Annotated in this window: 21 protein-coding genes; 4 read left to right on the top strand and 17 right to left on the bottom strand. The window is 71.1% G+C overall.

What is annotated here, in order from left to right:
* Window positions 1-79: 79 nt before the first annotated feature.
* From AC27L3_RS11185 to AC27L3_RS11255, 15 genes are all read right to left on the bottom strand, one after another.
* Window positions 80-1,510 carry a DUF6177 family protein gene (locus AC27L3_RS11185; RefSeq protein WP_487233830.1) on the bottom strand — a complete coding sequence of 477 codons (1,431 nt, stop codon included), beginning with the start codon at window positions 1,508-1,510 and terminating at the stop codon, window positions 80-82.
* On the bottom strand, window positions 1,507-2,319 hold the full coding sequence (locus AC27L3_RS11190) for a hypothetical protein (protein WP_487233831.1): 813 nt from the start codon (window positions 2,317-2,319) through the stop codon (window positions 1,507-1,509). The genes AC27L3_RS11185 and AC27L3_RS11190 overlap by 4 nt, the downstream gene beginning before the upstream one ends.
* Window positions 2,320-2,336: 17 nt before the next feature.
* The gene (locus AC27L3_RS11195; protein WP_487233832.1) at window positions 2,337-2,984 is read right to left on the bottom strand and encodes a pentapeptide repeat-containing protein; all 648 of its coding nucleotides are present in this window, start codon (window positions 2,982-2,984) and stop codon (window positions 2,337-2,339) included.
* Window positions 2,985-3,015: 31 nt separating this feature from the next.
* The gene (locus AC27L3_RS11200; protein WP_487233833.1) at window positions 3,016-3,405 is read right to left on the bottom strand and encodes a YwqJ-related putative deaminase; all 390 of its coding nucleotides are present in this window, start codon (window positions 3,403-3,405) and stop codon (window positions 3,016-3,018) included.
* A complete protein-coding gene (locus tag AC27L3_RS11205; protein ID WP_487233834.1) occupies window positions 3,398-3,877 on the bottom strand; it encodes an SUKH-3 domain-containing protein in 480 nt (159 codons plus the stop codon). Before AC27L3_RS11205 ends, AC27L3_RS11200 begins: the two co-directional genes overlap by 8 nt.
* Window positions 3,878-3,903: 26 nt before the next feature.
* The gene (locus tag AC27L3_RS11210; RefSeq protein WP_487233835.1) at window positions 3,904-6,792 is read right to left on the bottom strand and encodes a YwqJ-related putative deaminase; all 2,889 of its coding nucleotides are present in this window, start codon (window positions 6,790-6,792) and stop codon (window positions 3,904-3,906) included.
* A 35-nt stretch (window positions 6,793-6,827) separates the two neighbouring features.
* Window positions 6,828-7,220 (bottom strand): DUF6507 family protein, encoded by a 393-nt coding sequence (locus AC27L3_RS11215; protein ID WP_487233836.1) that lies wholly within the window; start codon window positions 7,218-7,220, stop codon window positions 6,828-6,830.
* A 46-nt stretch (window positions 7,221-7,266) separates the two neighbouring features.
* Window positions 7,267-7,581, bottom strand: a complete 315-nt coding sequence (locus tag AC27L3_RS11220; protein WP_365968882.1) for a pore-forming ESAT-6 family protein — start codon at window positions 7,579-7,581, stop codon at window positions 7,267-7,269.
* Between the two features lie 20 nt (window positions 7,582-7,601).
* Window positions 7,602-7,934, bottom strand: coding sequence for a hypothetical protein (locus AC27L3_RS11225; RefSeq protein ID WP_344434363.1), 333 nt, complete (start codon window positions 7,932-7,934; stop codon window positions 7,602-7,604).
* A gap of 155 nt (window positions 7,935-8,089) precedes the next feature.
* Complete coding sequence (locus AC27L3_RS11230) at window positions 8,090-9,001, bottom strand: hypothetical protein (protein WP_487233837.1); 912 nt, start codon at window positions 8,999-9,001, stop codon at window positions 8,090-8,092.
* Window positions 9,002-9,304: 303 nt separating this feature from the next.
* Window positions 9,305-10,849 (bottom strand): alpha/beta fold hydrolase, encoded by a 1,545-nt coding sequence (locus tag AC27L3_RS11235; protein WP_487233838.1) that lies wholly within the window; start codon window positions 10,847-10,849, stop codon window positions 9,305-9,307.
* Window positions 10,850-10,954: 105 nt separating this feature from the next.
* On the bottom strand, window positions 10,955-11,500 hold the full coding sequence (locus AC27L3_RS11240) for an NADPH-dependent FMN reductase (RefSeq protein ID WP_487233839.1): 546 nt from the start codon (window positions 11,498-11,500) through the stop codon (window positions 10,955-10,957).
* Window positions 11,501-11,528: 28 nt separating this feature from the next.
* Window positions 11,529-12,668: a PP2C family protein-serine/threonine phosphatase gene (locus AC27L3_RS11245; RefSeq protein WP_365968901.1), complete on the bottom strand. Its 1,140-nt coding sequence runs from the start codon at window positions 12,666-12,668 to the stop codon at window positions 11,529-11,531.
* Window positions 12,669-13,067: 399 nt separating this feature from the next.
* Entirely contained in the window at window positions 13,068-13,877 is an 810-nt protein-coding gene (locus AC27L3_RS11250; protein ID WP_487233840.1) for an Fpg/Nei family DNA glycosylase, read from the bottom strand.
* Window positions 13,878-13,945: 68 nt separating this feature from the next.
* Complete coding sequence (locus tag AC27L3_RS11255) at window positions 13,946-14,434, bottom strand: ribose-5-phosphate isomerase (protein ID WP_487233841.1); 489 nt, start codon at window positions 14,432-14,434, stop codon at window positions 13,946-13,948.
* A 166-nt stretch (window positions 14,435-14,600) separates the two neighbouring features.
* Between AC27L3_RS11255 and AC27L3_RS11260 the strand changes: the two genes are divergently transcribed.
* Complete coding sequence (locus AC27L3_RS11260) at window positions 14,601-16,040, top strand: amino acid permease (RefSeq protein WP_487233842.1); 1,440 nt, start codon at window positions 14,601-14,603, stop codon at window positions 16,038-16,040.
* Between the two features lie 37 nt (window positions 16,041-16,077).
* Here AC27L3_RS11260 and AC27L3_RS11265 read toward each other — a convergent pair whose 3' ends face one another.
* Window positions 16,078-17,700, bottom strand: a complete 1,623-nt coding sequence (locus tag AC27L3_RS11265) for a serine/threonine-protein kinase (protein ID WP_487233843.1) — start codon at window positions 17,698-17,700, stop codon at window positions 16,078-16,080.
* An 80-nt stretch (window positions 17,701-17,780) separates the two neighbouring features.
* Here AC27L3_RS11265 and AC27L3_RS11270 point away from each other — a divergent pair, with 80 nt between their 5' ends.
* Window positions 17,781-18,692, top strand: coding sequence for a hypothetical protein (locus AC27L3_RS11270; RefSeq protein ID WP_487233844.1), 912 nt, complete (start codon window positions 17,781-17,783; stop codon window positions 18,690-18,692).
* A gap of 85 nt (window positions 18,693-18,777) precedes the next feature.
* On the opposite strand, the gene AC27L3_RS11275 is transcribed toward AC27L3_RS11270, so the two are convergent.
* Complete coding sequence (locus AC27L3_RS11275) at window positions 18,778-19,380, bottom strand: biotin transporter BioY (protein ID WP_487233845.1); 603 nt, start codon at window positions 19,378-19,380, stop codon at window positions 18,778-18,780.
* 307 nt (window positions 19,381-19,687) lie between these two features.
* Between AC27L3_RS11275 and AC27L3_RS11280 the strand changes: the two genes are divergently transcribed.
* Both AC27L3_RS11280 and AC27L3_RS11285 read left to right on the top strand, forming a co-directional pair.
* The gene (locus AC27L3_RS11280) at window positions 19,688-21,094 is read left to right on the top strand and encodes an amino acid permease (RefSeq protein ID WP_487233846.1); all 1,407 of its coding nucleotides are present in this window, start codon (window positions 19,688-19,690) and stop codon (window positions 21,092-21,094) included.
* A 157-nt stretch (window positions 21,095-21,251) separates the two neighbouring features.
* Entirely contained in the window at window positions 21,252-22,694 is a 1,443-nt protein-coding gene (locus AC27L3_RS11285; protein ID WP_487233847.1) for an amino acid permease, read from the top strand.
* Window positions 22,695-22,761 lie beyond the last annotated feature (67 nt).

Consider the following 22,761-nt stretch of genomic DNA (forward strand, 5'->3'; position numbering starts at 1 on the left):
CCAGGCGATCACAAAGCCCCCGGTGGGTTCGGCAGACCGTCTGTTACAAGACCGTTGAGGCCGCGACGTACGTGGCGCTTCAGCCCACTTCGGCGCCGCGCAGGTGCCGTACGAGCCGTCCGAAGGTCTCCCAGCTCTCCTCCGACTCCCCGTCGCCGAGGGCGTAGTAGAAGCCGGGGGCGGCGTCGGGCCCGAGCTGTACGGGGGCCTGGGGCAGCGGCGTGCGGGCGGCCAGGTCGCGGCCGGCCTCGCGGACCTCGGCGGGGCCGAGCACGAAGGCGTACGGCATCGGGGGCCGTTCGAAGCGGGCCGGGGCGGTCAGGTCGCGGCGGGCCGCGCGCAGCTGGCACACCATCGTCTTCAGCCCGTGCCGGGCCACCAGCTCGGCGGCCAGGTCCGGCAGCGCCTCCAGCGGCGGCTTCTCCCCCGCGCCGTAGCCGAGGGTGAGGGTGACGTCCTCCTCGACGCCCTCCGGCGTGCGGATCACCCGCAGGGTGGCGACGGTTGGCCGGTCCTGGGTGCCGACGACCACCGTCCAGGTGGGTTCGGGGGCCCGGCGGTACGCCAGGTCGGTCAGCTGTCGCCGGGACCACGCCAGGCCCGCCGGTTCCGCCGTACCCCAGCCGGCCGGCGGACTGCCGGTCAGCGCCCGCCAGGCGGCTTCGAGGGCCCCGCCGAGCACGAGATCCGCTTCGGCAGCGTGCAGGGTGCGGAAGGACAGGACGAGCTGCCGCTCCTCGGTGGGTTCGAAGGCGGCGAAGGTCTCCGCCACGGGCGTCTCACCCGTCTCGGCGGACCGGTCGGGTACGAACGCCTCCTCCTGCCACCGCAGCACCGCGCCCGTCAGCCCGTCGTAGTAGCCACACCGCTCGTCCTGGACGACCCAGCGCGCGGGGACCGACTGCAGCAGCAAACGGGTGGGGAGGGAGAGGCGGCAGTGCGAGGGGGTGATGATCTGCAGCGTCCGGTCGCTCTCCACCGTGGCGCGCAGCGCATCGGACAGCCAGCTCGTCATGGGCACGACGGGACGGTCCTGCAGGACGACGGCCGCCTGCTCGGTCAGCATGTCGACGGCGGGCTGCGCGGCGGCCGGTACGGGGACGGCGCTCACGCCCGACATGTCGACCGGCTGGGCCGCACCCTTGGTACCGGGAGCGTCCGGCGGCCACACGCGCCCGCCCAGCAACATGGTCAGCCGGGCCGCGAACGCACCGGCCAGCTGCTCGGCCTCCGGTACGCCCGTCGTCGCCCGCGCCTCCATCCACCACTGCGGCTCCTCGCCGGGCGGCTCCGCACCCGGGCCCAGCAGCCGGTCCGCCTCGTCGGGCACCTGGATCATCACCGGCGCCTCGATCGACACCAGCGGCCGCCCCTCGGCGTCGCACAGCTGAATGACGGCGCCGTCACCGGCGGTGTCCACGTGCACGTCCGGACCACCGGCGAGGAGACCGGCTATGACGCTCATGGCGTCGGGCATGCGCCTGGTGAGCGCGATCACGTCCTTGGTCATGCGGTGGTCGTCCTGTCTGTGTTCTGCGCTGTGTGCTGCCGGATGGTGTGCTGCCGGATGGTGAGCAAGGTGTGCAGGGCGTTGCGCACGTTCTGCAGGTGAGTGGCGAAGAGCTTCCCGTCAGGCCCGTCGGCGCCGGTGGCGATGGCCTCCGCGTGCTTCAGCGCCCGGTCGCTCGGGGCGACGAAGAGCACCTCGGCGGCGAGCCGCATGGCCCGCCGCGGGTCGGCAATCGCAACGGCGCAGGCGAGGTCGACGAGCTGGGTGGCGAGGTCGAAGCCGATGACGCGCGTATCGCCGGAGAGCCGGAGGACGCCACGTCGTACGACGTCCTCCACCTCGTCGAGGACACCGGGTTCCCGGATGCAGCCGCCGACGACGGGCTCCAACTGTTCGTCGAAGTACTCGCTGTCGGCGATGCGAACGAGGGCGCGGACGGCTTCCGTACGGGCAGCCTGCGTGCCCTTCTCGTCCGAGAGGTCGAAGGCCATGGCCCTGGCGAGCTGGGCGAAGGTGTTGTCGACGGAGAACTTCCGGTCGATGGAGCAGTCGTACCAAGCCGTCGTCCTCGGCTCCGCGGCCGCGGCCACGACCGCCTCGTACCCGGCCGCCTCGCCCCACGTCAGCAGCGCGATGCAGGCGGTGAACCGGTCGAGGTCCGGCGCGGCGGCATCGTGCACGAGGGCGACGAGCCCGGGCACGCGCTCGCGGTGCCGGGGGTCGTCGAGACCCTCGTCGATCACGTCGTACGGATCGTCGACGGGCCGGCCGTCGAAGTCGGTGCCCAGCAAGGTGTCTATTGGGGCCACGAGGGCCGGGTCCTTTCCTAGCCTGCTTGCCGACGGGGAGGAATCACCTGGACGTCTCCGCCCCGCGCCCGGATCCAAGCCTCCAGCTCGGCGCCGGCCAGCTCCCGGGACGCGTCACTACTGACGACGGTGATCGGCCCGAACACGGTACCGGTCAGGCCGCCTACGACGGTGGCGTCGTCCACGCGCACCTTGAACGAATTCTCGCTCACGACGGCATCGGTGAGATCGGCACCCCGCAGGTCGACGCCAAGGAACGAGGCACCGCGGATCGGCGTCCCGCGGAAGCTCGCTCGCGAGGCATCGACTGCACAGAGATCCGCGCGGACCATGTCGGCACCGTCGAGCCGCGCCGACCGGAGCACGGCCTCGTCGAGGTTCGCCTTGACGAGGCAGGCGCCGGTCAGATCGGCCCCGGCGAGGTCGGCCGACTGCAGGTCGGCACGGTAGAAGCACGCACCGGCCAGACGTACGCCTGTGAGCCGGGCCCCGATGAACCACCCACCGGCGAAGTTCCCGCCGGCCAGGTCGGCACCGCGGAAGTCCTGCTCGATGCCGTAAAGGCTGTAGCCCGGGTCGTCGAGCCACTCCCGCAGGTGGCGGGCGGCCTCGGGGTCGGAGGGGAGAGCGGCCGGCTGCCAGTTCGCGGCGACGTCACACGGCACGCTCTTCCCCCCTGTAGTCCGGCTCCGGCTGTCAGTCCTCGAGGATGCGGACGCCGAGTGCCTGCAGCAGGGCGGTGCACGAGCGGCAGGGCAGGGTCGGCTGACCGTGCTCCGGGTCGCCCTCGGGGCGGACCTTCTTCGACAGGATCACCGCACCCTCGAAATGAGGAAGCGCCTCTCCGAACGTGGTGACCGCTCCGTCCGCCCGCTCGGCGTCCAGTCCCCAGAACTGGTCGGAGACCAGAGCCGATTCGGCGCACATGCCGATGAAGCGTTCGCGTTGCTCGGCCGGCAGGGCGTCGAAGAACGCCTGGACGGCCGGGTGAAGGTGCGGCGTCCCCTCACCGAACAGGCTGGTGTGGCTGAAGATCTTTCCCTGAATGAGCAGGGAAGCGGCCACCGCCGGGTAGACCTCAGACAAAGTAGTCCTCCGCGTCGGGAAGAAGCCGACCACTCATTGCCGCGGCGAAGGCTTCGTACTCGTTCTCACCGAGGAAGTACCCCCCGGTGTGATGCCAATAAAAGAACCGGCCGACCTCGTCGACGAGCCAGATCCCGCGCTCGTACGTCTCGTACGCGACGGGGAACAGGCGCACACCGAGGCCCTCGCCGAGCTCGGCGAAATCCTCGACGTCACCGTCGTAGCCGCCGGTCGGCTTGATGGTCAGGACGACGTCCGGAGACTTCCGCGGCGAACGGAGCTCCAGATCACCGTACTCATGGACGAAACGAACGGCCGTTTCGAGCACGGGGAGTTGCCAGCCCTGCCGGGTGGCGTCGTCGACCCTCACCTGAATGAGCTCGTCGGCGCGAGGCCCGATGTCCCGGCCGGGGAACCAGCCGTGCTCCGTGAGCCACCCCTCCACCTCGGGGGCGTGAGCGCTCAGCGTCATGGTGTTCCTTTCAGGACTTCGCGCTTCTAGACGGGCTCGATACCGAGCTCGGGAAGGACTCGCTTGCAGGTGTCACAGGGCGGGAAGTATTCGTTGTGCGGGTGCAGGACCTTTCCGGTATCCCGTTCGACGAAGTCCCCGATTCGCGTCGTGTGGACCTTCGCTCCCTCAAGCGCCTTCCGCGCGTCCTCGAGGGTACGGATCTGCACACCGTTGCGTTCCAGCATTTCGAGCCGGTCACTGATGAGGGAAACCTCGGAACACTTGCCGTGACCGCCACCTATGCTGTCGATCCTCCCGGCATCGTAATCAGCCTTGATCTTGTCCAGAATGCTCTTCAGCACGGGATGGGTATGGGGCATCTTCTGGCCCCCCATCTTGGTCGTACTCGTGTGCGAAGTAATCACGCCATCGTGCAGCAGGCTACCCGCACAGCCGTCCTTGAGCTTGTTCTGTCCCGGCGGAATGTTCTGCTTGGCGTACGCCTTGGCTTCCTCTTCCGTCATCGTGGGCTTGCGCGCATCGTCCGCGAGCTCGTGCGTGCGTTCACGGAGGGCGTCGACCTGCTCCTCGGGGCTCAGGCCCTTCACGTCCTCCGCCGGCAGGCGGTAGTGCCGCATCTTGTCGGCACTCGAACCGTGCCAGCTCGGCTGCGGGTCCAGCGGCACGCCACGGGGCGTGTGGCCGGTCCCGCCCGCACCGTGCGGAGACGTCTCGCCGCCGGGCTCCTCGGTGTGAGCGCCGTCGGCCTCGTGCGGGTGAGCCGTGGAAGCGTCGTGCCCGCCGGCGCCGTGGCCGTCGTGCGGCGGGTTGCCGTCGTCGGCGTGGTGGCCCTCGTCGTGGCCGCCGTGACCATGGTCGCCATGGCCGCTGCCGTGGCCAGCGCCGCCACCCTCGCCGTGTTGGGGCGGCAGGGAGCCGCCGCCACCGCCGGACGGGCCGTGGGAGCCGGAACCGCCGGTCGTCGGGTGGTCCGAGACGTGGCCGCCGCCCGTGTGGGGCGTGGTGTTCGGGCCGTGGTCGGCGCCGCCGCCCGACGGGTGGGACCCGTCGGAGGGGTGGTGCATGTTGATCGGGTCGGTCGGCGCGTGGCCGCCCGCGTGCTCCACGTGGCTGGGGCCGCCCGCGCCCTCCAGGACCTTCGCCGACTCCTTGGCCGGGACGGTCTCGTGAGCGGGGACCGTCTCGTGGGCAGGCACGTTCGGCAGGTCCGACTTGTGCGGCTCCTTGCGCGCGTCCGTGTCCTTCACGGGCTGGCCGTGCTCGTCGCGGATGACGCCGTCGCCGCCGAGGACCCGGTGGTTGCCCTCGTGGTCCGTGTACGGCATGGAGTTCGGGTCGGGCTTGCCCGCGGGAGTCGTCTCCCCGGAGTGGGCCGGGGTGGAGGGCTTCTCGCCGGGGTTGCCGGCACCCTCGCCGGAGTGGGCGGGGTGCGACGGCGTCTCGCCGGAGTGCGGCGGGGTCGCCGGGGCCTCGCCCGTGTGCGAGCCCGTGTGCGACGGAGCGGACGGGGTCTCGTGGGCCGGGGTCGGGTGGCCGTCGCCCGCGTGCGGCGTCGACGGCGTACCGGCGGAGTGCGCCGGCGCCGGGTGGCTGTCGCCCGTGTGGGACGGGGCCGGGTGGCTGTCGCCCCCGTGCGGCGGGGTCGACGGTGTTCCCGCCGCGTGGGTCTGGCCCGGGTGGGGGGCGTCCACGTGCGACGGTGCCGGTGTGCCCGGGCCCGCAAGCGTCGGCTCGTGGACCTGCGGGACGGAGAGGTCGCCCGGGTGGACGCCCTTGCCGCCGGGCAGGTTGCGGCCCAGGTCGCTCAGGCCGGCCTGGCTCTCCTTCAGGCCGTTGAAGAAGTCGCCGACCTTGATCTTCGTGACGCCCGCCGCCTTGCCGACGTACGTCATCGGGTCGGCGATCTCGCCCACCTTGCCCACCGCGCTCAGGACCTTCGCGCCGGTGGCGAACTTGCCGACCTGGCCCGCCTTGCCGAGCTTGAGCGCCGAGCCCGAGCCGATGGTGACGGCGTTGAAGAGGACCGTGCCGAAGGCGCGGGAGGGGTCCTTGCCCCATTCGTCCCAGGCGACCATCGACTTGCCGAAGTTGCGCAGGGCCGCCTTCTGGCGGTCCGTGTCGCTGTGGTCGGTCGGGCCGAACGTCTTGTCCATGACCCACTCGTACGGCGTCATGATGTACGCGCTGACACCGCCGAAGACGTCCCCGATGCCCTTCCAGGTCTCCTTGAACTTGTCCCAGCCGCCGAAGCCGACCATGTCGCCGAGGCCCTTGATCGTGCCCCAGACGCCGTCGACGAAGAAGCCCTTCAGGGCGCCGCCGACGTTGTCCTTGGTCCACTCCCAGGCCGCGCGCCAACCGGTGTACTCACGCTTGTCGACCGTGCCCCACGGCGTCTCGGTGGCACCTTTGAGGTCGCTTTCCCGGAAGCCGTACATGCCCGGCTTGTGCGAACCGTCGTCGACGACGAAGTGCGTGCCGTCCTTCACCAACGCCGTGATCTTGTTCGCGGCGTCGCGCTCGGCCTCCTGGAACGCCCGCCACGTGGCGCCCACCTCGTCGACCAGATGCTTGTTCTGATCGACCTTCTTCTGGTCCTTCTGCCAGTCGTCGTCGCCCTTGTTCTCCTTGACGAACGCCTCGGCTTCGCGCCGCAGCCGGTTCATCTTGTCGACCAGTGGCTTCGCGGTGGTCGCGAAGGTCGACAGTGCACCGCTGGCGGCTTCCAGCTTCTTCGCGAAGTCGTCCGACTTGTCCCGCACAGGGGCCGTGGTCGCGAGGAGTTCGTGCGTGTGCGGGGTCTCGAAGGACGGACCCAGGGCCTGGAAGGCGTTGTGGACGTCCTTGCCGGTGCCGCGGATGTTGGACGCGGTGGTCTTGAGCGAGGAGGCGTGCGTCTCCAGGTTCGCCAAGTTGCCCGTGTACGTGGGTATCTTGCCCGGCTCGATCACTTCTTGGCGCCCTTCGGCATGAGCTCCTCGGGAGTCGGCGCCTGCAGGGCCGCGTTCTCCTTGTTCTCGGCCATCTCCTGGTCACCCTGCAGGTACGCCTCGGTGGCCTCCCGCGCGCCCTTGAGGGACTTGCCCGCACGAACGGGGATGAAGCGGAGTTCGTCCTGCGTGCCGTCCGCGAACTCCTTCAGCGCCGCGCCTATGGGGCCGACAAAACCGCCCTCGGGTGCCGATGCCCCACCCAGGACCATCGTGCCCGCCGACGTCGCCGCACCCGACAGGTGCTCGCTGTAGGACGTGAACTCTTCCTCGAATTTGCCGGCGACTTCACCGGTGTGACTCAAGGCGGCGCGCACGCCGTCCAGTTTGATGTCCCACTTGTCACCCACGCCGATCTCTCCCCCGTTCGTGCTGCGTACTACCTGCTGCCGGCTGCTAGCCGATGGCGTCGACGGCGGCCTTCGCCTTGGCCAGCGTCGACTGCGCCGTACCGTCGTTCTTCTCCATCGTCGACCGCAGGAGGTGAATGATCTGCCGCACCTCCGTCGCCGCCTTGTTCCAGCGCACTTCCTTGTCGTGATACGCGTCCGAGACACCATCCGCCTGGAAGTCGGCCATCGCCGCCTTCACCGCACCATCACGCTCCGTCAACACCGTCTCCAGACGCGAGATGATGCCCTGCAGCGACCCCTGCACCTCAGTGGACGCACCCACGTCGTAACTACGACGGTCCGCACCTGCACCAGCCATGTCAGTGATCCCCCGTTTCCTTAACGACCCGAGAACCGAGCCGCATCGAAGTTCGCCGCCGCCATCTGCTGACGCGCGTTGTCCGCCGACTCCTGGTCACCCTGACCGAACGACGAATCCATCCCCGACTGACCACCCAGAATCGCACTCAGCGAACTGTTCAGAGCCGCCGTCACCTCATCCGAATGCGCCTTGAACTGATCGAACGCCGCCTTGCCCGAACCGTTGAACTTCCCCTCCAACGGCTGCGCCGCCACGATCAGCTGGCGAATCAGCCCACCGAGGTCATCGCTGGACCCCCGCGTCTTGGACACCAGGCCGGACAGCGTCGTATTGCCCATATCGAACTTCACGAGCGCACACCCCCGTCTTCACTCACACCACTTGTCGACTCGAACATGTCTATCAACATCGTTGGTTCGACCACAAAGCGCTTGGCTGCCTACGGGCACTCTGTTACGAACGTGTGGCAGTCCGCCCCCACCGCCCCGGCAGGCGGTGCGCCGCCTCACCCCGTCGGCAGGCCCAGGCCGTAGAACGTGACGTGGTACGGGCTCATGTACTCCGCCTCGCCGCCCACGATGAGGTCCTGCGGGTCGCGGACGCCTGCCGCTCTCGCTGCGCTCACCATCGTCTCCGCCAGTTCGTGGCCCCGCGGTTCGCCCGGGCCGCCGGCGTCGATGTGCCATTCGTCGTCGGACGGCGGGAAGCAGGTGATCTCCAGGCGGTCGCTGCAGGCGATCTCGAACAGCAGGGGTGCGCCCTGGCCCGCGCCGCGGCCGTAGATCGGCATGGAGATCGACGCGCCCAGTGCCGTCGTCTCGGCCGGGAGGGTGGAGAGGAAGTCGGCCAGGGCCCGCGTCACCGTCTCCCAGCGCTGGGCGCGCCAGCCGCCGGGGAAGCCGAGGCCCGCGTTGGCGGGGCCGCGGGTGCTGCCGAAGAAGCCGGTGATCGCGTGTTCCTCGCCGTGGCCCTGGCGCCAGAACCAGCTCTCCACCGGGTCGGTCGGCTGCAGCACCAGCTCGGGGCCGGCTGTGCCCGCGCGCAGCTCCAGCGTGTTCGGCCGGCCGCGCCAGCGCAGGTAGGGGGTGCCCCAGAGCGGGCCGGAGTCGTAGAACGGGCCCAGGTCGCCGTACACGCCCATGATCGACGCCTCGCCGAGCTCCGCCGTCAGTTCCTCCCTGGCCTCGGCGAAGGCGGCCGCCTGGGCCGCCGGGCCCGCCTCGGCCGGCTTCTGCAGGGGGACGGCGAGCCCGACGTACGCCTCGCCGTCCACGTACCGCTCCTCGTACTGCCCCACCGGGCGCAGGCGGGCGTCGGGGCCGATGGCGGCGGCGAGGGCCCGGGCGCCGGCCTCCGTCCAGCCCTTCGTGTCGGCCGCAAGGAGGCGCTTCGCCAGCTGTGCAATCGTCTCGTTCACGCCACGATCATGGCAGTCGGCACTGACAAACGGGCATTGCTCCCCACTCCACCCGCCACCTCTTGACTTCCGGCATATATGGAGGAAACTGGCCATTACACCAGACAACCGGTGAGAGCCACACCCTCGGTGAAGACGTTCATCGATCGAGTGACCCGCATCTCGGCTCAACTGGCTAGGCCCCCGGAAGGGCACGTATGGGGAGACGGGGTTCTCGGCGACGACCGAGGGCTCGCGGAACCTGTACGGAGCGCCGGGGGCTGTCGTATGCGCCCCCGGGCCCCTCAAGGCACCGGCCCCCCCTCAGGACACCACCCCGTTCCGGTCCACCGTGAACTTGCCGCTCGCCGAGCCGTTGAAGGTGCCCTTCGTGATCCACTCGATCACCGCCGCCTGCAGCGTCTGGTGCGGCCCCGCCCACGACGTGCCCGCGGCCTGTCCGTAGGCCGCCTGGCCGGAGGGGGGCATGCAGCGGCTGCCCGAGCAGCCCTCGTTCGGCAGGGCGTGGCTCGCGCACTTGATCTGGACCAGCACCTTGTTCGTCACGGACGCCGGCAGCACGTCGTAGATCCTCGTCGCCGTGGGTGGCGTGATCACGGCGTCGTCCGCGCCCTGCATCACCAGGGCCGGTACGGACAGCTGTGCCGCGACCTCGTCGTTCCAGCCGAAGGTGGAGAAGGTCGGCGACCGCATGAGGCCGTCGGGGTGGTTCGGGTCGGTGCCGCCCCATTTGCGGCCCGGGCCGCCGTCCGTCTGCATCAGTTCCTTCCACTGCTCGTCGAGGCTGTCCTTGATGACGTGACCGGAGCAGTCCGCTTCGCTGGTGCCGGCCTTCAGCGCGGCGCCGGCGTCGAGGGCCTGGCGCGTGCCGAGGACCAGGGGGAAGGTGACGAAGCCGCCGGAGGGCGTCGACTCCTCCTTCGTCCCGCCGAAGAACGACGACACGAAGACGGCACGGTCGACCTTGGCGATGTAGGCCGCGCTGTTGGGCAGGAGCGGGTTGGGGTTGGCGGCGTAGAGCGTGCGGCCGACGCGGTTGCCGCCGAGCGAGTAGCCGAGGAGGGTCACCTTGCCGTTGGTCGGTTTGGCCTTGGCGAGGGCGTCGTCGATGGCCTGGCGCACGTCGCGCACCCAGGTGTCGGTGGTCGCGAAGCGCATGCCGCTGGAGTGCGCGTAGCGCTTGCCCGCGAGCGGGTTCGTCGCGAGCCGGGTGCCCTGCTGGTCGAGCGGGAAGATGGGGTTGTGGGTGCGGTCGCATCCTTCCGGGAACGGGCAGGTGCTGCTGCCCGCGGGGTACGCCCTCAGGCTCGCGTTGTGCGGGTCGTCCAGGCCCTTGGCGAACCGGGTGGATTCGCCGTACCCGAGCAGGTCCGGCACGAAGGTGTCGATGCCGGCGCGGGCGAGGCCGCCCTGCAGGCTCAGCTTGTTGCCGTCCTGGTCCTTGCCCTTGAGGTCGAAGACCGGTGACCCGGAGACCGAACGGCCGTGGATGAGGACGGCGGCCCGCGCCGGGGTGCCGGAGCAGCGGCCGTGCTCGTACACCGGCTGGACGCGGTGCATGTGCAGCTTCGCCGCCTGGCCGTTGAACTGCGGGTCCGGCATCGCACCGGACTGCACCGTGAAGTCGAGCGCGTAGTCGCTGGTGGTGATGTCGGTCGGTTCCTTGTCGCAGGGGGCCGCGCTCCACAGGCGGTCGGCGGCCACCAGGCCGCCGAGGCCGGTCACGCCGAGGGCCAGGCAGGCGCCGATCACGAGCCACCGGCGGCCCGCAGCCGTTGCGGGGCGCCACCACCGGGCGGGGCCGGGGCCGGTCCTTCTGCCGTCGCCCTCCGGGCTGCTGCCGTCCACCACGCTTCTCCTCACCGGTTCGCTGCACGGGTCTGCCCGCAGCGTCCTTCAGCGATACGGAGGGCGCACGGCGGGTTCGGCCGAACAGCCCAGCGGGCCGCGTCGTCAGAGCTGCGCGGGCGACGCGGCGACGAGGGTGGTGAGCAGCTCCCGCAGCCGCTCCCGTACGGCCGGGTCGCTGACGGTGCCGTCCGGGCCGACCTCTTCCCGGCCGACCGGCAGCTGGACGCACGCCTCCTCCACGATCGTGGCGCCGGTGTAGCCGAGGACCGTACGCAGCGTGGCCGCGGCTCCCTGGCCGCGTCCGGGCGGGGCCACGTTCAGCCAGGCGGCCGGCTTGTCGCAGATCTCGGTGCCGCCGACGGTCCAGTCGAGCAGGTTCTTGAACGCCCCCGGCAGGGTGCCCGCGTACTCGGGCGTGCAGATCAGTACGGCGGTGGCCGACGCGATGGCCGCGCGCAGCTGCGCGACGGCGGCGGGCAGCGGGTCGTGGTCGTCGTCGGGGTTGAAGTGCGGGAGGGCGGCGAGGCCTTCGTACAGGACGGTGCGTATGCCCTCCGGAGCGACGGCCTGTGCGGTGCGCAGCGCGGTCTCGTTGGAGGAACCGGCGCGCAAGCTGCCGGGGATCAGGAGGACTTCGGGTGTCGGCATGCGCACAACGTAACCGGCCGGCGGTCCGTCAGTCGCGGCAGATCAGCAGCAGCGCCCGGTCGTCGTTGACGTCCTTGGCGACCGCCTCGATCAGGTGCCAGGCGGCCCCGTGGAAACCGGACTTGACGTAGCGGTCGGCTTCCCCGGTGAGGCGGTCCATGCCCTCGGTCAGCTCGCGCTCGTTGGTCTCGACGAGGCCGTCGGTGAAGAGCATGAGGACGTCGCCGGGGCGCAGGGTGCCCTTGACGGGGTCGAACTGGGCGCCGTCGTAGACGCCGAGCAACGGGCCCTCGGCCGACTTCTCCTCCCAGCGGCCGGAGCCGGCGTTGAGCTGGAGGGCGGGGAGGTGGCCGGCGGAGAGCAGTTCGTAGTCGCCGGTGTCGAGGTCGAGGACGAGGTGGATGGACGTGGCGAAGCCCTCGTCCCAGTCCTGGCGCAGGAGGTAGCCGTTGGCGGCGGGCAGGAAGGCGTGCGGTGGCAGGGAGCCGAGGAGGCCGCCGAACGCGCCGGACAGCAGCAGGGCGCGCGAGGCGGCGTCCATGCCCTTGCCGGAGACGTCGGTCAGGACGACTTCCAGGGTGCGGCCGCCGTTCGTACGGGCGGCGACGACGAAGTCGCCGGAGAAGGACTGGCCGCCCGCCGGGCGCAGCGCCATCTCCCGGTGCCAGCCGCGCGGCAGTTTGGGCAGCTTGCTCTGCACGCGGATGCGTTCGCGCAGGTCGAAGAGCATGGTGCCGCCGCGCCGCCACGGCACGCCGACGCGGCTGCGGAACTGCGCGATGAGCAGGCCGAAGAAGCCGATCGCCGCGACGACGAGGATGGTGCCGGGGGTGACCCGGTCCGCGCCGCGGTGGCCGGGGTCGTCCAGCAGCGCCGATTCGACGATCAGGGCCGAGGCGGCGGCCGCGTACAGGCCCAGCAGGCTGGCCGGGCGCAGCAGCAGACCGCCGGCGACGATGGGCAGGACGAGCGCCGCCGGAGCGCACCACTCGGGCTGGCAGACGGTGCCCCAGGCGAGGGCGGGGACGGACAGCAGCAGCGCGGTCAGGGCGACGGAGTCGGAGCCGTCGCCCCGGAAATAGTCGACACCTGCCTTGCGCACACTCGTGCGGACCCGGTGCAGTGCTTTGCGCATCCGGGCCGTCGGGGTCTCCGCACCGCCAGTCATTGCTTCGGGACCTTATCCACCCATTCGGCGGTGCGTCGATTCGCGCCGCGCCGAGCGGGCTGCCGTGGGGAACGCCGTGCGCGCACCCGGAGAGCAACCATATGCGACATTCGTTCGCCTGCACGGGGATGTGGCGTGGGGCATGGCTATGACGACGGAGCAGCGTCTACTGCGCGCGTGCGAGGGGGCCGGGCGCCGCCCCCGCGGCGGTGCGGAAAAGGGATGAGGGGGCCGGCCGGTCCCATCCGGCACCTGTTTCTCGTACGCAACACAGGGTGCGGGGACGGGGCTTGCCGGGGCGCGGGGTCGCGCACGGCAGCCGGGCGCGCTGGAGTACGGGGGGTGTGCGCCCCGCACGCCGTTCCCGGTGGCTTCTCAACGGCCTCCGGGGCCCGTGCGTCACGCCGGCTGGCAGCGCGGGCACCAGAAGAGGTTGCGGGCCGCGTGCTCCGCGACGCGCACCTCGGTGCTGCAGATGTGGCACGGCAGGCCGGTGCGGCGGTAGACGTACACCTCGCCGCCGTGATCGTCCACGCGCGGCGGCCGGCCCATCGCCTCCGGCGTGTGCTCCGGGCGCACGGTGTCGATGCGGTTGTTGCGGACGCCCTCGTGCATCAGGACCACCAGGTCCGCCCAGATCGCGTCCCACTCGGCGCGGGTGAGGTCGCGGCCGGCGCGGTACGGGTCGATGCCGTGCCGGAAGAGGACCTCGGCGCGGTAGACGTTGCCGACGCCCGCGACGACCTTCTGGTCCATCAGCAGGGCCGCGATGCTCGTACGACTGCGGGACAGGCGCCGCCAGGCGCGGTCGGGGTCGTCGCCCTCGCGCAGCGGGTCCGGGCCGAGGCGGTCGTGTATCGCCTGCTTCTCGGCGTCGGTGATCAGCGCGCAGGTGGTGGGGCCGCGGAGGTCGGCGTACGAGGTGGCGTTCGCCAGGCGCAGGCGGACGGTGTCGGTGGGCGGCGGGGCGTAGCCGGTACCCCAGGTGTACTTGCCGAACAGGCCGAGGTGGATGTGGATCCAGCCGAGGTCGTCGAAGCCGAGGAAGAGGTGCTTGCCGTGGGCTTCGGCCTCCTCCAGGACCCGGCGGTCCAGGAGGGCGGCGCTGTCGGAGAACTTGCCCTGGGGGCTGGTGGCCCGCACCTCGCGGCCGGCGAATGCCGTGCGGTGATCCGCTGCCAGGCGGTGGATCGTGTGCCCTTCGGGCATGTCGCGTCGTCCTTCGTCGTCAGCCGCGGGCGGACGGCCGGGCCCCGCAGGGCCCGGCCCGCCTCGCCTCAGTCCTGCCGGGGGTGGTGCGCCGGGATCTCCGGCAGCTCGCCGGTCTCCTCGTAGCGGGACAGCATCGCGATGCGACGCGTGTGACGCTCGTCACCCGAGTACGGGGTGGCCAGGAAGATCTCGACGAACTTCGTCGCCTCGTCCTCGGAGTGCATCCGGGCGCCGATGCTGACGACGTTGGCGTTGTTGTGCTCGCGGCCGAGGGCCGCGGTCTGCTCGCTCCAGGCGAGGGCGCAGCGGACGCCCTTCACCTTGTTCGCGGCGATCTGCTCGCCGTTGCCCGAGCCGCCGATGACGATGCCGAGGCTGTCCTCGTCGGCGGCGGTGCGCTCGGCGGCGCGGAGGCAGAAGGGGGGGTAGTCGTCCTGGGCGTCGTAGATGTGGGGCCCGCAGTCGACGGGCTCGTGGCCCTGGGCCGTGAGCCACTCGACGAGGTGGTTCTTCAGTTCGTAGCCGGCATGGTCGGAGCCGAGGTACACGCGCATGCGTCCGAGTGTGGCACGAGCCGGGGCGCCCGGAGGTCACCGGGGCTGGTGACGCTGAGTGAATACAACGAAATGGATTCGGGTCTTCCGAAAGACGGCTTCGAAAAGTTCTAATGCGTTGGCTCGTAACCCGAGAACCAAAGGAACAACCCGAAGGAACGTGCACATGAGCGCGACACCGCCGACCACGACGAAGGCGACGACGGCCGGTCACCCCGGCCACGCCCCCGCGTCGGGCGAGGACGGCCTCAAGGCCGGCCTCAAGAACCGGCACCTGTCCATGATCGCCATTGGCGGTGTCATCGGCGCCGGCCTCTTCGTGGGTTCCGCGTCCGGTATCGCCGCGGCCGGTCCCGGCATTCTGATCTCGTACGCCCTGGTGGGCGCGATGGTCGTCTTCGTCATGCGGATGCTCGGCGAGATGGCCGCCGCGAACCCGACCTCCGGCTCCTTCTCGGCCTACGCCGACCGTGCGCTCGGCCGCTGGGCCGGCTTCACGATCGGCTGGCTGTACTGGTTCTTCTGGGTCGTGGTGCTGGCGGTCGAGGCGACCGCGGGCGCGAAGATCCTCGAGGGCTGGGTCCCGGCCGTGCCGCAGTGGGCCTGGGCGCTGATCGTGATGATCGTGCTCACCGCCACCAACCTGGCCTCGGTCAGCTCCTACGGCGAATTCGAGTTCTGGTTCGCGGGCATCAAGGTCGTCGCGATCGCGGCGTTCATCGTCGTCGGCGGCCTGGCCGTCTTCGGTGTGCTGCCGGGCTCGGACAACCCGGGCGCGGGCTTCGACTTCCTCACCTCGCACGGCGGGTTCCTGCCGCACGGCCCGGGCGCGATCCTCACCGGTGTGCTGATGGTCGTCTTCTCCTTCATGGGCAGCGAGATCGTCACGCTCGCCGCCGGTGAGTCCGAGGACCCGCAGCGCGCGGTCTCGCAGGCCACCAACAGCGTGATCTGGCGCATCGGCGTCTTCTACCTGGGTTCGATCCTGGTCGTGGTCAGCCTGCTGCCGTGGGACTCCAAGGCGATCGCGGAGAAGGGCAGCTACGTCGCCGCCCTCGACTCGATCGGCATTCCGCACGCCGGCCAGATCATGAACGTCATCGTGCTCACCGCCGTGCTGTCCTGCCTGAACTCCGGTCTGTACACCGCCTCGCGCATGGCCTTCTCGCTCGGCCAGCGCGGCGACGCGCCGAAGGCGTTCGCGACGACCAATTCCCGCAGCGTGCCGCAGGCGGCCATCATCGGCTCGGTGATCTTCGGCTTCGTGTCGGTGTTCTTCAACTACATGTGGCCGGACACGGTCTTCAAGTTCCTGCTGAACGCCTCCGGCGCGGTCGCCCTGTTCGTGTGGCTCGCCATCTGCTTCACGCAGCTGAAGATGCGCGGGATCATCCTGCGCGAGGACCCCTCGAAGCTGCGCGTGAAGATGTGGCTCTTCCCGTACCTGACGTGGGCCACCATCGCCATGATCGTCTTCGTCCTCGGCTACATGGTCGTCGACGGCGGCGACAACCGCGAGCAGGTGCTGCTCTCCACGCTGGTCGGCGCGGTGGTGCTGGGCATCGGCGTGGCGCTGGACAAGCGTCGCAAGGCCCTGAAGAAGTAGTCGGTCCTCACATCGAAGGAGTCGTTCCGCCCGGCGCTCAGCCGGTGCGGAACGACTCCTTCACGCTTTCGTAGACGTCCAGCGCGGTGGACTCGGCCGTATCGGCGTACCAGACGCTGACCTGGTACGTCCGGCCGCCGCTGGTGAAGCCCAGCTGCCGGCCGTGGCGCGGCTGGTCGCCCTGGAGGAAGGCGTACTCCCACACCACCGCCGGGTTCCCGGCGAACGTGCTGCGCTCCAGCCTGATCTTGCGGTAGCCCGGGGTGCCGTGGAAGCCCTCCTCGAAGCGCTGCCAGTGGGTCAGCAGGTCCTCCGTCGTGCGGCCCTGCTTGGCCGAGAGCTCGATCGTGCCGTCCTTGGCGGTGTACGTGACGTCGCTCCGGCTCTGCTGCGTACGGTTCCAGTCCGCGGGCGGCGCCCAGCTGAAGCCGTCCTCCGTGCGCCGCCCGGACGAGGGCGCGGCGGAGGCCGCTCCCTTGCTGCGCGAGGGGCCCGGCGTCGATGCCCCGGAGGCCGCACCGGACGCCGTCTCCGGGGCCGTCGCGGAGGGGGTGGTGCCGTCGGCCCCCCGCGTCCCCGGGCCCCCGGAGCCCTGCACGGCCAGGACGAGCGTGACCACCGCCGCCGCGGCCACCACGGCCCCCGTCGCCACCAGGAGCCTGCGCCGCCCCGGCCGGCCGGCCGCCACGGGCCGGACCGGCAGTACGGGCGGTACGGGCGATCCCGGCGAGGGCGGAGGCGCGGGCGGAGGCGCGGGCGGGGGCGGCGGCGGGGCCGGGGGCTGCCGGGCGACGACGGTGGGCAGCGGCTCGGCCAGGACCGCCAGGGCCTCCTCCACCGCGTCCAGGGCCGGCCGCCGGGCGGGCTCCTTCAGCAGCAGGCCGGCCAGCAGCTCGGTCAGCGGGCCCGCGGCGGCCGGGATCACCGGCTCCTCGTAGAGCACGGCGTGCAGCGTGGCCATGGTCGTGGCCCGGGAGAACGGCGACTGGCCGGCGACCGCCGCGCACAGCGTGGCGCCCAGCGACCACAGATCCGACGGCGGGCCCTGCACCCGGCCCTCGATGCGCTCGGGCGCCATGTAGTCCGGCGAGCCCACGAGCATGCCGGCCATGGTCAGGGCGGCCGCGTCCTGCATGGAGGCGATGCCGAAGTCGGTGAGCACGATCCGCCCGCGGGCGGTGAGCAGCACGTTGCCGGGCTTGATGTCCCGGTGCAGCACGCCGACGGCGTGCACGGCGCGCAGGGCGCGCACCAGGCCCAGGCCGATGCGGGCGGCCTCGCGCGGGTCGCGGGGGCCCTCGCGGCCCAGCACCCGGTCCAGGGAGCGGCCGTCGACCAGCTCCATGACGATCCACAGCCGGCCGTCCTCCTCGGCCACGTCGTAGACCCGGACCACGTTGGGGTGGTCGATGCGGGCGGTGGCCCGGGCCTCGCGCAGGCTGCGCTCGCGCTGCACCGCGCTCTCCTCGCCGACCATCTCGCCGACGCGGATCTCCTTGGCCGCCACGCTGCGGCCCAGGATCTCGTCCGTGGCGCGCCACACCCGCCCCATTCCGCCGCGCCCGATCAATTCCAGGAGCCGGTAGCGACCCACCACCAGTCGCCCCTGCATCTCGCCGCTCGAATTCCCCACCAGGCCCGCCCCCATTGCGGAATTCATTTTCCGCACCTTCGGACATCGGAATCTTGTGGTACCTATTCAAATACTTCTGCGGGGAGTGGAGATAGGGGGGAGCGAAAATGTTCCTGAGTATCAGCAGGGCCCGGCGCCGGTGGTCGCCGGCGCCGGTGGTGGCGGTGGTGGCACTTCTGCTGCCACTGGCCGCACCGGCGGCATGGGCGGCGTCCGGCGCGGAGCCGACGCCCGGCAGCAGCCAGGGCGGCAGCCCCGGACCGAGCGCCCCGGCGGGCTACCGGATCAGCACGGAACTGCCCGGCCGGATATCCGTGGACAAAAAATCGGGGAACACCAGTCTGATGGCCACCGTGCGCAATGCGGGGCCGAAGGACGCACCCGACGTACGGCTGAAGGTGGTGGGTTTCAAGGGAATGCGGATACGTTCCGTCGAGGGCTGTTCCGCCATTGCCGCGGGCGAACTCCCCGAGGGTTCGAACAGCGGATACTCCTGTGCCGTCGGAAAACTCGCGGCCGGCGCCAGCCGCAGCTACCGGGTCTCGGCGTCGTTCGACCTGAAGGACCAGGGGCAGATCTGCCTGCCGGTGACCCTGGGGGACACCAAGACGCTGCTGTGGCAGCAGGGGCCCGTGCACTTCGGCACCACGGACACCAGCTCGGACGCGCCGGACACCCCGCTGCTGCTCGGCCAGAAGAACGTGCCGAACGGGACGGCCGCGTCCTCGCCCGCGTCGTCGCCGGCGGTGTCCCCGAGCCGGACCGCGGCGCCGAGCCCGACGTCGCCCGCGACCCCCACCCCGTCCGCTTCGCCCTCGAAGGGCGGCGGCAGCGCCCCCGCGCCGGGCGGCTCGCAGAGCCCGACCTCCGGCGGGTCCTACGGCGCGGACGACGGCGAGCTCGCGCACACGGGCGGCCCGGCCGCCGGGCTGGGCGTCCTGGCCGCGGCCGCACTCGCGCTGCTCGCCGCCGGGTGCGGGATCTTCTGGCTGACGGCCCGCAGGGCCGGCCGGCACTGACGCCGTACGTCCGGCTTCCGAACGACAGCGGCCGGGCCCGTACCTCGTTGTCGAGGTACGGGCCCGGCCCGTGGTGGCGTGCGGCTCAGCCGCGGCGGCCGAGGAGCTTCCAGGCCGTCGGCAGGGCGCCCATGGCCAGGGCGGCCTTCAGGGCGTCGCCGATGAGGAACGGCGTCAGGCCGGCCGCCACCGCCTGCTGCAGCGACATGTGCGTGGCCAGCGCGAGGTAGGGGACGCCGACCGCGTAGATGATCGCGGAGCCCAGCGCCATCGTGCCCGCGGTGCGCAGCACCGAGCGGTCGGCGCCGCGGCGGGCGAGGGCGCCGACGACGGTGGCGGCGAGCACCATGCCCAGGACGTAGCCGAAGGACGGGAACGCCGCGCCCGAGCGGGCCTCGGCGAACCAGGGCATGCCCGCCATGCCGGCGACGGCGTACAGCGCGAGGGAGAGGAAGCCGCGGCGGGCGCCGAGGGCGGTGCCCACCAGGAGCGCGGCGAAGGTCTGGCCGCTGACCGGGACCGGCGAGCCCGGCACGGGCACGGCGATCTGCGCGGTCAGGCCGGTCAGGGCGGCACCGCCGACGACGAGGGCGGCGTCCCGGACCCGGGCGCGGCCGGCGGAGGTGGCCGGGAGCAGGTCGGCGAGGACCGTACCGGTCCGGGTGACTGGGGCAACGGCGGTGGCCATCGGTACTCCGCAAGATCTTCGGGGACGGTGGGACACGCCGACGTTAGCCCAGCGTCACGCCGCGGGCACCGGGCGGCAGTGACAAAGGCGGGCCGCCCGTGCTGTCGGGTTCCGAGCGCGCGTACGCGCCCAGGTGGCGACAAGCCAGGGGATAACGCCGTAAAACGTGATGCTCGTCACGAGAAAAGGGCTCGGGCTTGGCCCGGGGCGGCCGCCCGGGAGACCCTGTCCCCACGCGTTGCGCGCGTTTGCGCTCTTGCACCTGCGCACAGAGCCCGCCGGCGCACACACCGAAAGATCCAGCTCCATGCACGATGCACCGCCTGTTGCAGAGCCGCTCGCCGGCGAGCGGGAACCGCTGGCCGGGGGCCTCAAGCAGCGCCACCTGACGATGCTGGGGCTCGGCGGCGTCATCGGCGCCGGCCTGTTCGTGGGCTCGGGCGCCGGCATCGCCGTCGCAGGGCCCGGCATCATCATCTCCTACCTGCTCGCGGGCGCCCTGGCCATGCTGGTCATGCGGATGCTCGGCGAGCTGTCGGCGGCCATGCCGGCGTCCGGCTCCTTCTCGGTGCACGCCGAGCGGGCGCTGGGCCGCTGGGCGGGCTTCTCGGTGGGCTGGCTGTACTGGTTCCTGCTCGTGGTGGTGCTCGCCGTCGAGGCGACGGCCGCGGCACAGATCGCGCACGGCTGGGCACCGGCGGTCCCGCAATGGGGCTGGGTGCTGATTTTCATGATTGTCTTTACGGCTGCCAACCTCGCAGCTGTAAAGAACTTCGGTGAATTCGAGTTCTGGTTCGCGGCCTTGAAGGTCGGCGCGATCGTGCTGTTCCTCGGCCTCGGACTGCTCGCCGTCCTCGGCCTGCTGCCCGACACCAAGGCCGTGGGAATGACCAATCTCACGGGACAGGGCGGCTTCCTTCCGCACGGCTGGAGCGGTGTCGTCTCCGGCGTGCTGGCGGTCGTCTTCGCCTTCGGCGGCCTGGAGGTGCTCACCATCGCCGCGGCCGAGTCCGACGACCCGGCGCGCGCGGTGGGCCGGGCGGTGCGCAGCGCGGTGTGGCGGATCCTCTTCTTCTACATCGGCTCGATGCTGGTCATCGTGACCCTGCTGCCCTGGTCGTCGCTGAAGCCGGGCCAGAGCCCGTACGTCGCCGTGCTGGACCACCTCGGGGTGCCGGCGGCCGGGCAGATCATGAACGTGGTCGTCTTCGTGGCCCTGCTGTCGGCGCTCAACGCCAACCTCTACGGCTCCTCGCGGATGGTCTTCTCGCTCGCCGAGCGCGGCGAGGCGCCGCGGGCGCTGCTGAAGGTCTCGCGGGGCGGGGTGCCCTGGCGGGCCGTCCTGGCGTCGGTGGCGTTCGGTTTCGCCTCGGTCGTGCTCAACCTGGAATGGCCGGATTCGATCTTCCGCTATCTGCTCAACGCCGTCGGCTCGGTGCTGCTGTTCGTCTGGGGGCTGATCGCGGCCTCCCAGCTGCGGCTGCGCCCGCGCATCGAGCGCGAGATGCCCGACCGGCTCGCCCTGCGCATGTGGGGCTTCCCCTATCTGACCTGGGCGGCGCTGGTCGCCATGGGTGGGGTGCTGGTGCTGATGCTCACCGACGACGAGGCCCGGCCGCAGCTGATGTGGTCCGCCGCGGCGACGGGCGCGGTGGTGCTCGTGGCGCTCCTGCGCGACGTGCGGCTGCGCCGGAGCGCCCGGCACACCGGCTGACCTGCTGAGGATTTTTCGTTTCTGCCGAAATGTCAGGTGCGGAAGGTCACATGTCTGTCTGAATATCGGACAGATACGTGAGGAGTGTTGTCCTCAGCCAAACTGCCCTCCACACTGAGGCAACTTTTCCGCTCACACCAACGGGGCTTTTACGATCATGACTGGTATACCCTCCCCGCCGGAGTCCGGGGCCCCCGAAACAACGGAGCCGAGAGAGCCGGCCCAGTCGGGCTCCTCGCTGTCGCACGGGCTCAAGCAGCGCCATCTGTCGATGATCGCGCTGGGCGGTGTCATCGGTGCCGGGCTCTTCGTCGGGTCCGGCCAGGGCATCGTCGCCGCCGGTCCCTCGATCGTGCTGGCCTATGCCGCCTCCGGCATCCTCGTGATGCTCGTGATGCGGATGCTCGGCGAGATGTCGGCGGCGAACCCCGCCTCCGGCAGCTTCTCCGTCCACGCCGAGCGGATGATCGGGCCGTGGGCGGGCTTCACCGCGGGCTGGGTGTTCTGGACCCTGCTGTGCGTGGCGGTCGCCGCCGAGGGCATCGGCGCCGCGCACATCATGACCGAATGGTTCCCCTCCACGGACTCGTGGATGTGGGTCGCGCTGTTCATGCTGCTGTTCACCGGCTCGAACCTGGCCGCGGTGGGCAACTTCGGCGAGTTCGAGTTCTGGTTCGCGACGCTGAAGGTCGCCGCCATCGCGGCATTCCTCGTCCTCGGCGTCCTCGCGATCCTCGGCGTCCTGCCCGGCACCGACGCCCCGGGCACCAGCAATCTCACCGGGCACGGCGGTTTCTTCCCCCAGGGCACGGAGGGCCTGGTCACCGGCCTGCTCGCCTCGGTCTTCGCCTACGGCGGCCTGGAGACGGTCACCATCGCCGCGGCCGAGTCCGAGCACCCGCGCAAGGGCGTGGCCCGGGCCGTGCGCACGGCGATGTGGCGCATCGCCCTGTTCTACGTCGGCTCGCTGCTGGTCGTGGTCACCCTGCTGCCCTGGAACGACAAGTCCGTCACCGACAAGGGCCCCTACGTCGCCGTCCTGAACCACCTGGACATCCCCGGCGCCGGCCAGATCATGAACGTCGTGGTGCTGGTCGCCCTGCTGTCGGCGATGAACGCCAACATCTACGGCTCCTCGCGCATCGCCTACTCCCTCGTCGCCCGCAACCAGGGCCCGCGCCTGCTGGGCAAGATCAGCAGCGGCGGTGTCCCGCGCTACGCGGTGATCGCCTCCGCCGCCTTCGGCTTCTTCGCCGTCCTGCTCAGCTACTGGTGGCCCACCACCGTCTTCAAGTGGCTGCTCAACATGGTCGGCGCGGCCACGCTCGTGGTCTGGGGCTTCATCGCCGTCTCCCAGCTGCGCGGGCGCCGGCGCACCCCGCAGGACCAGCTGCTGGTGCGCATGTGGCTCTTCCCGTACCTGACGTGGGCGGCCCTCGCCGGCATCGTCGCCGTCCTGGCGCTGATGCTGCGCGAGGACGACACGCGCATCCAGCTGTACTTCACCGGTGGCCTGACGATCGTCCTCGCCGTCACCGGCTACCTGCGGCAGCGGATGACGGCGGCCCGGCGCGCCGAGGCGGCCGCCGCCGCGAGCTGACGCGCCGTTCGCCGCAGTCGTCCCCGAGGCGGGGTGGGTCCTGATCTTCAGGACCCACCCCGCCTCC

This window comes from Streptomyces sp. PKA51, assembly GCF_057552455.1.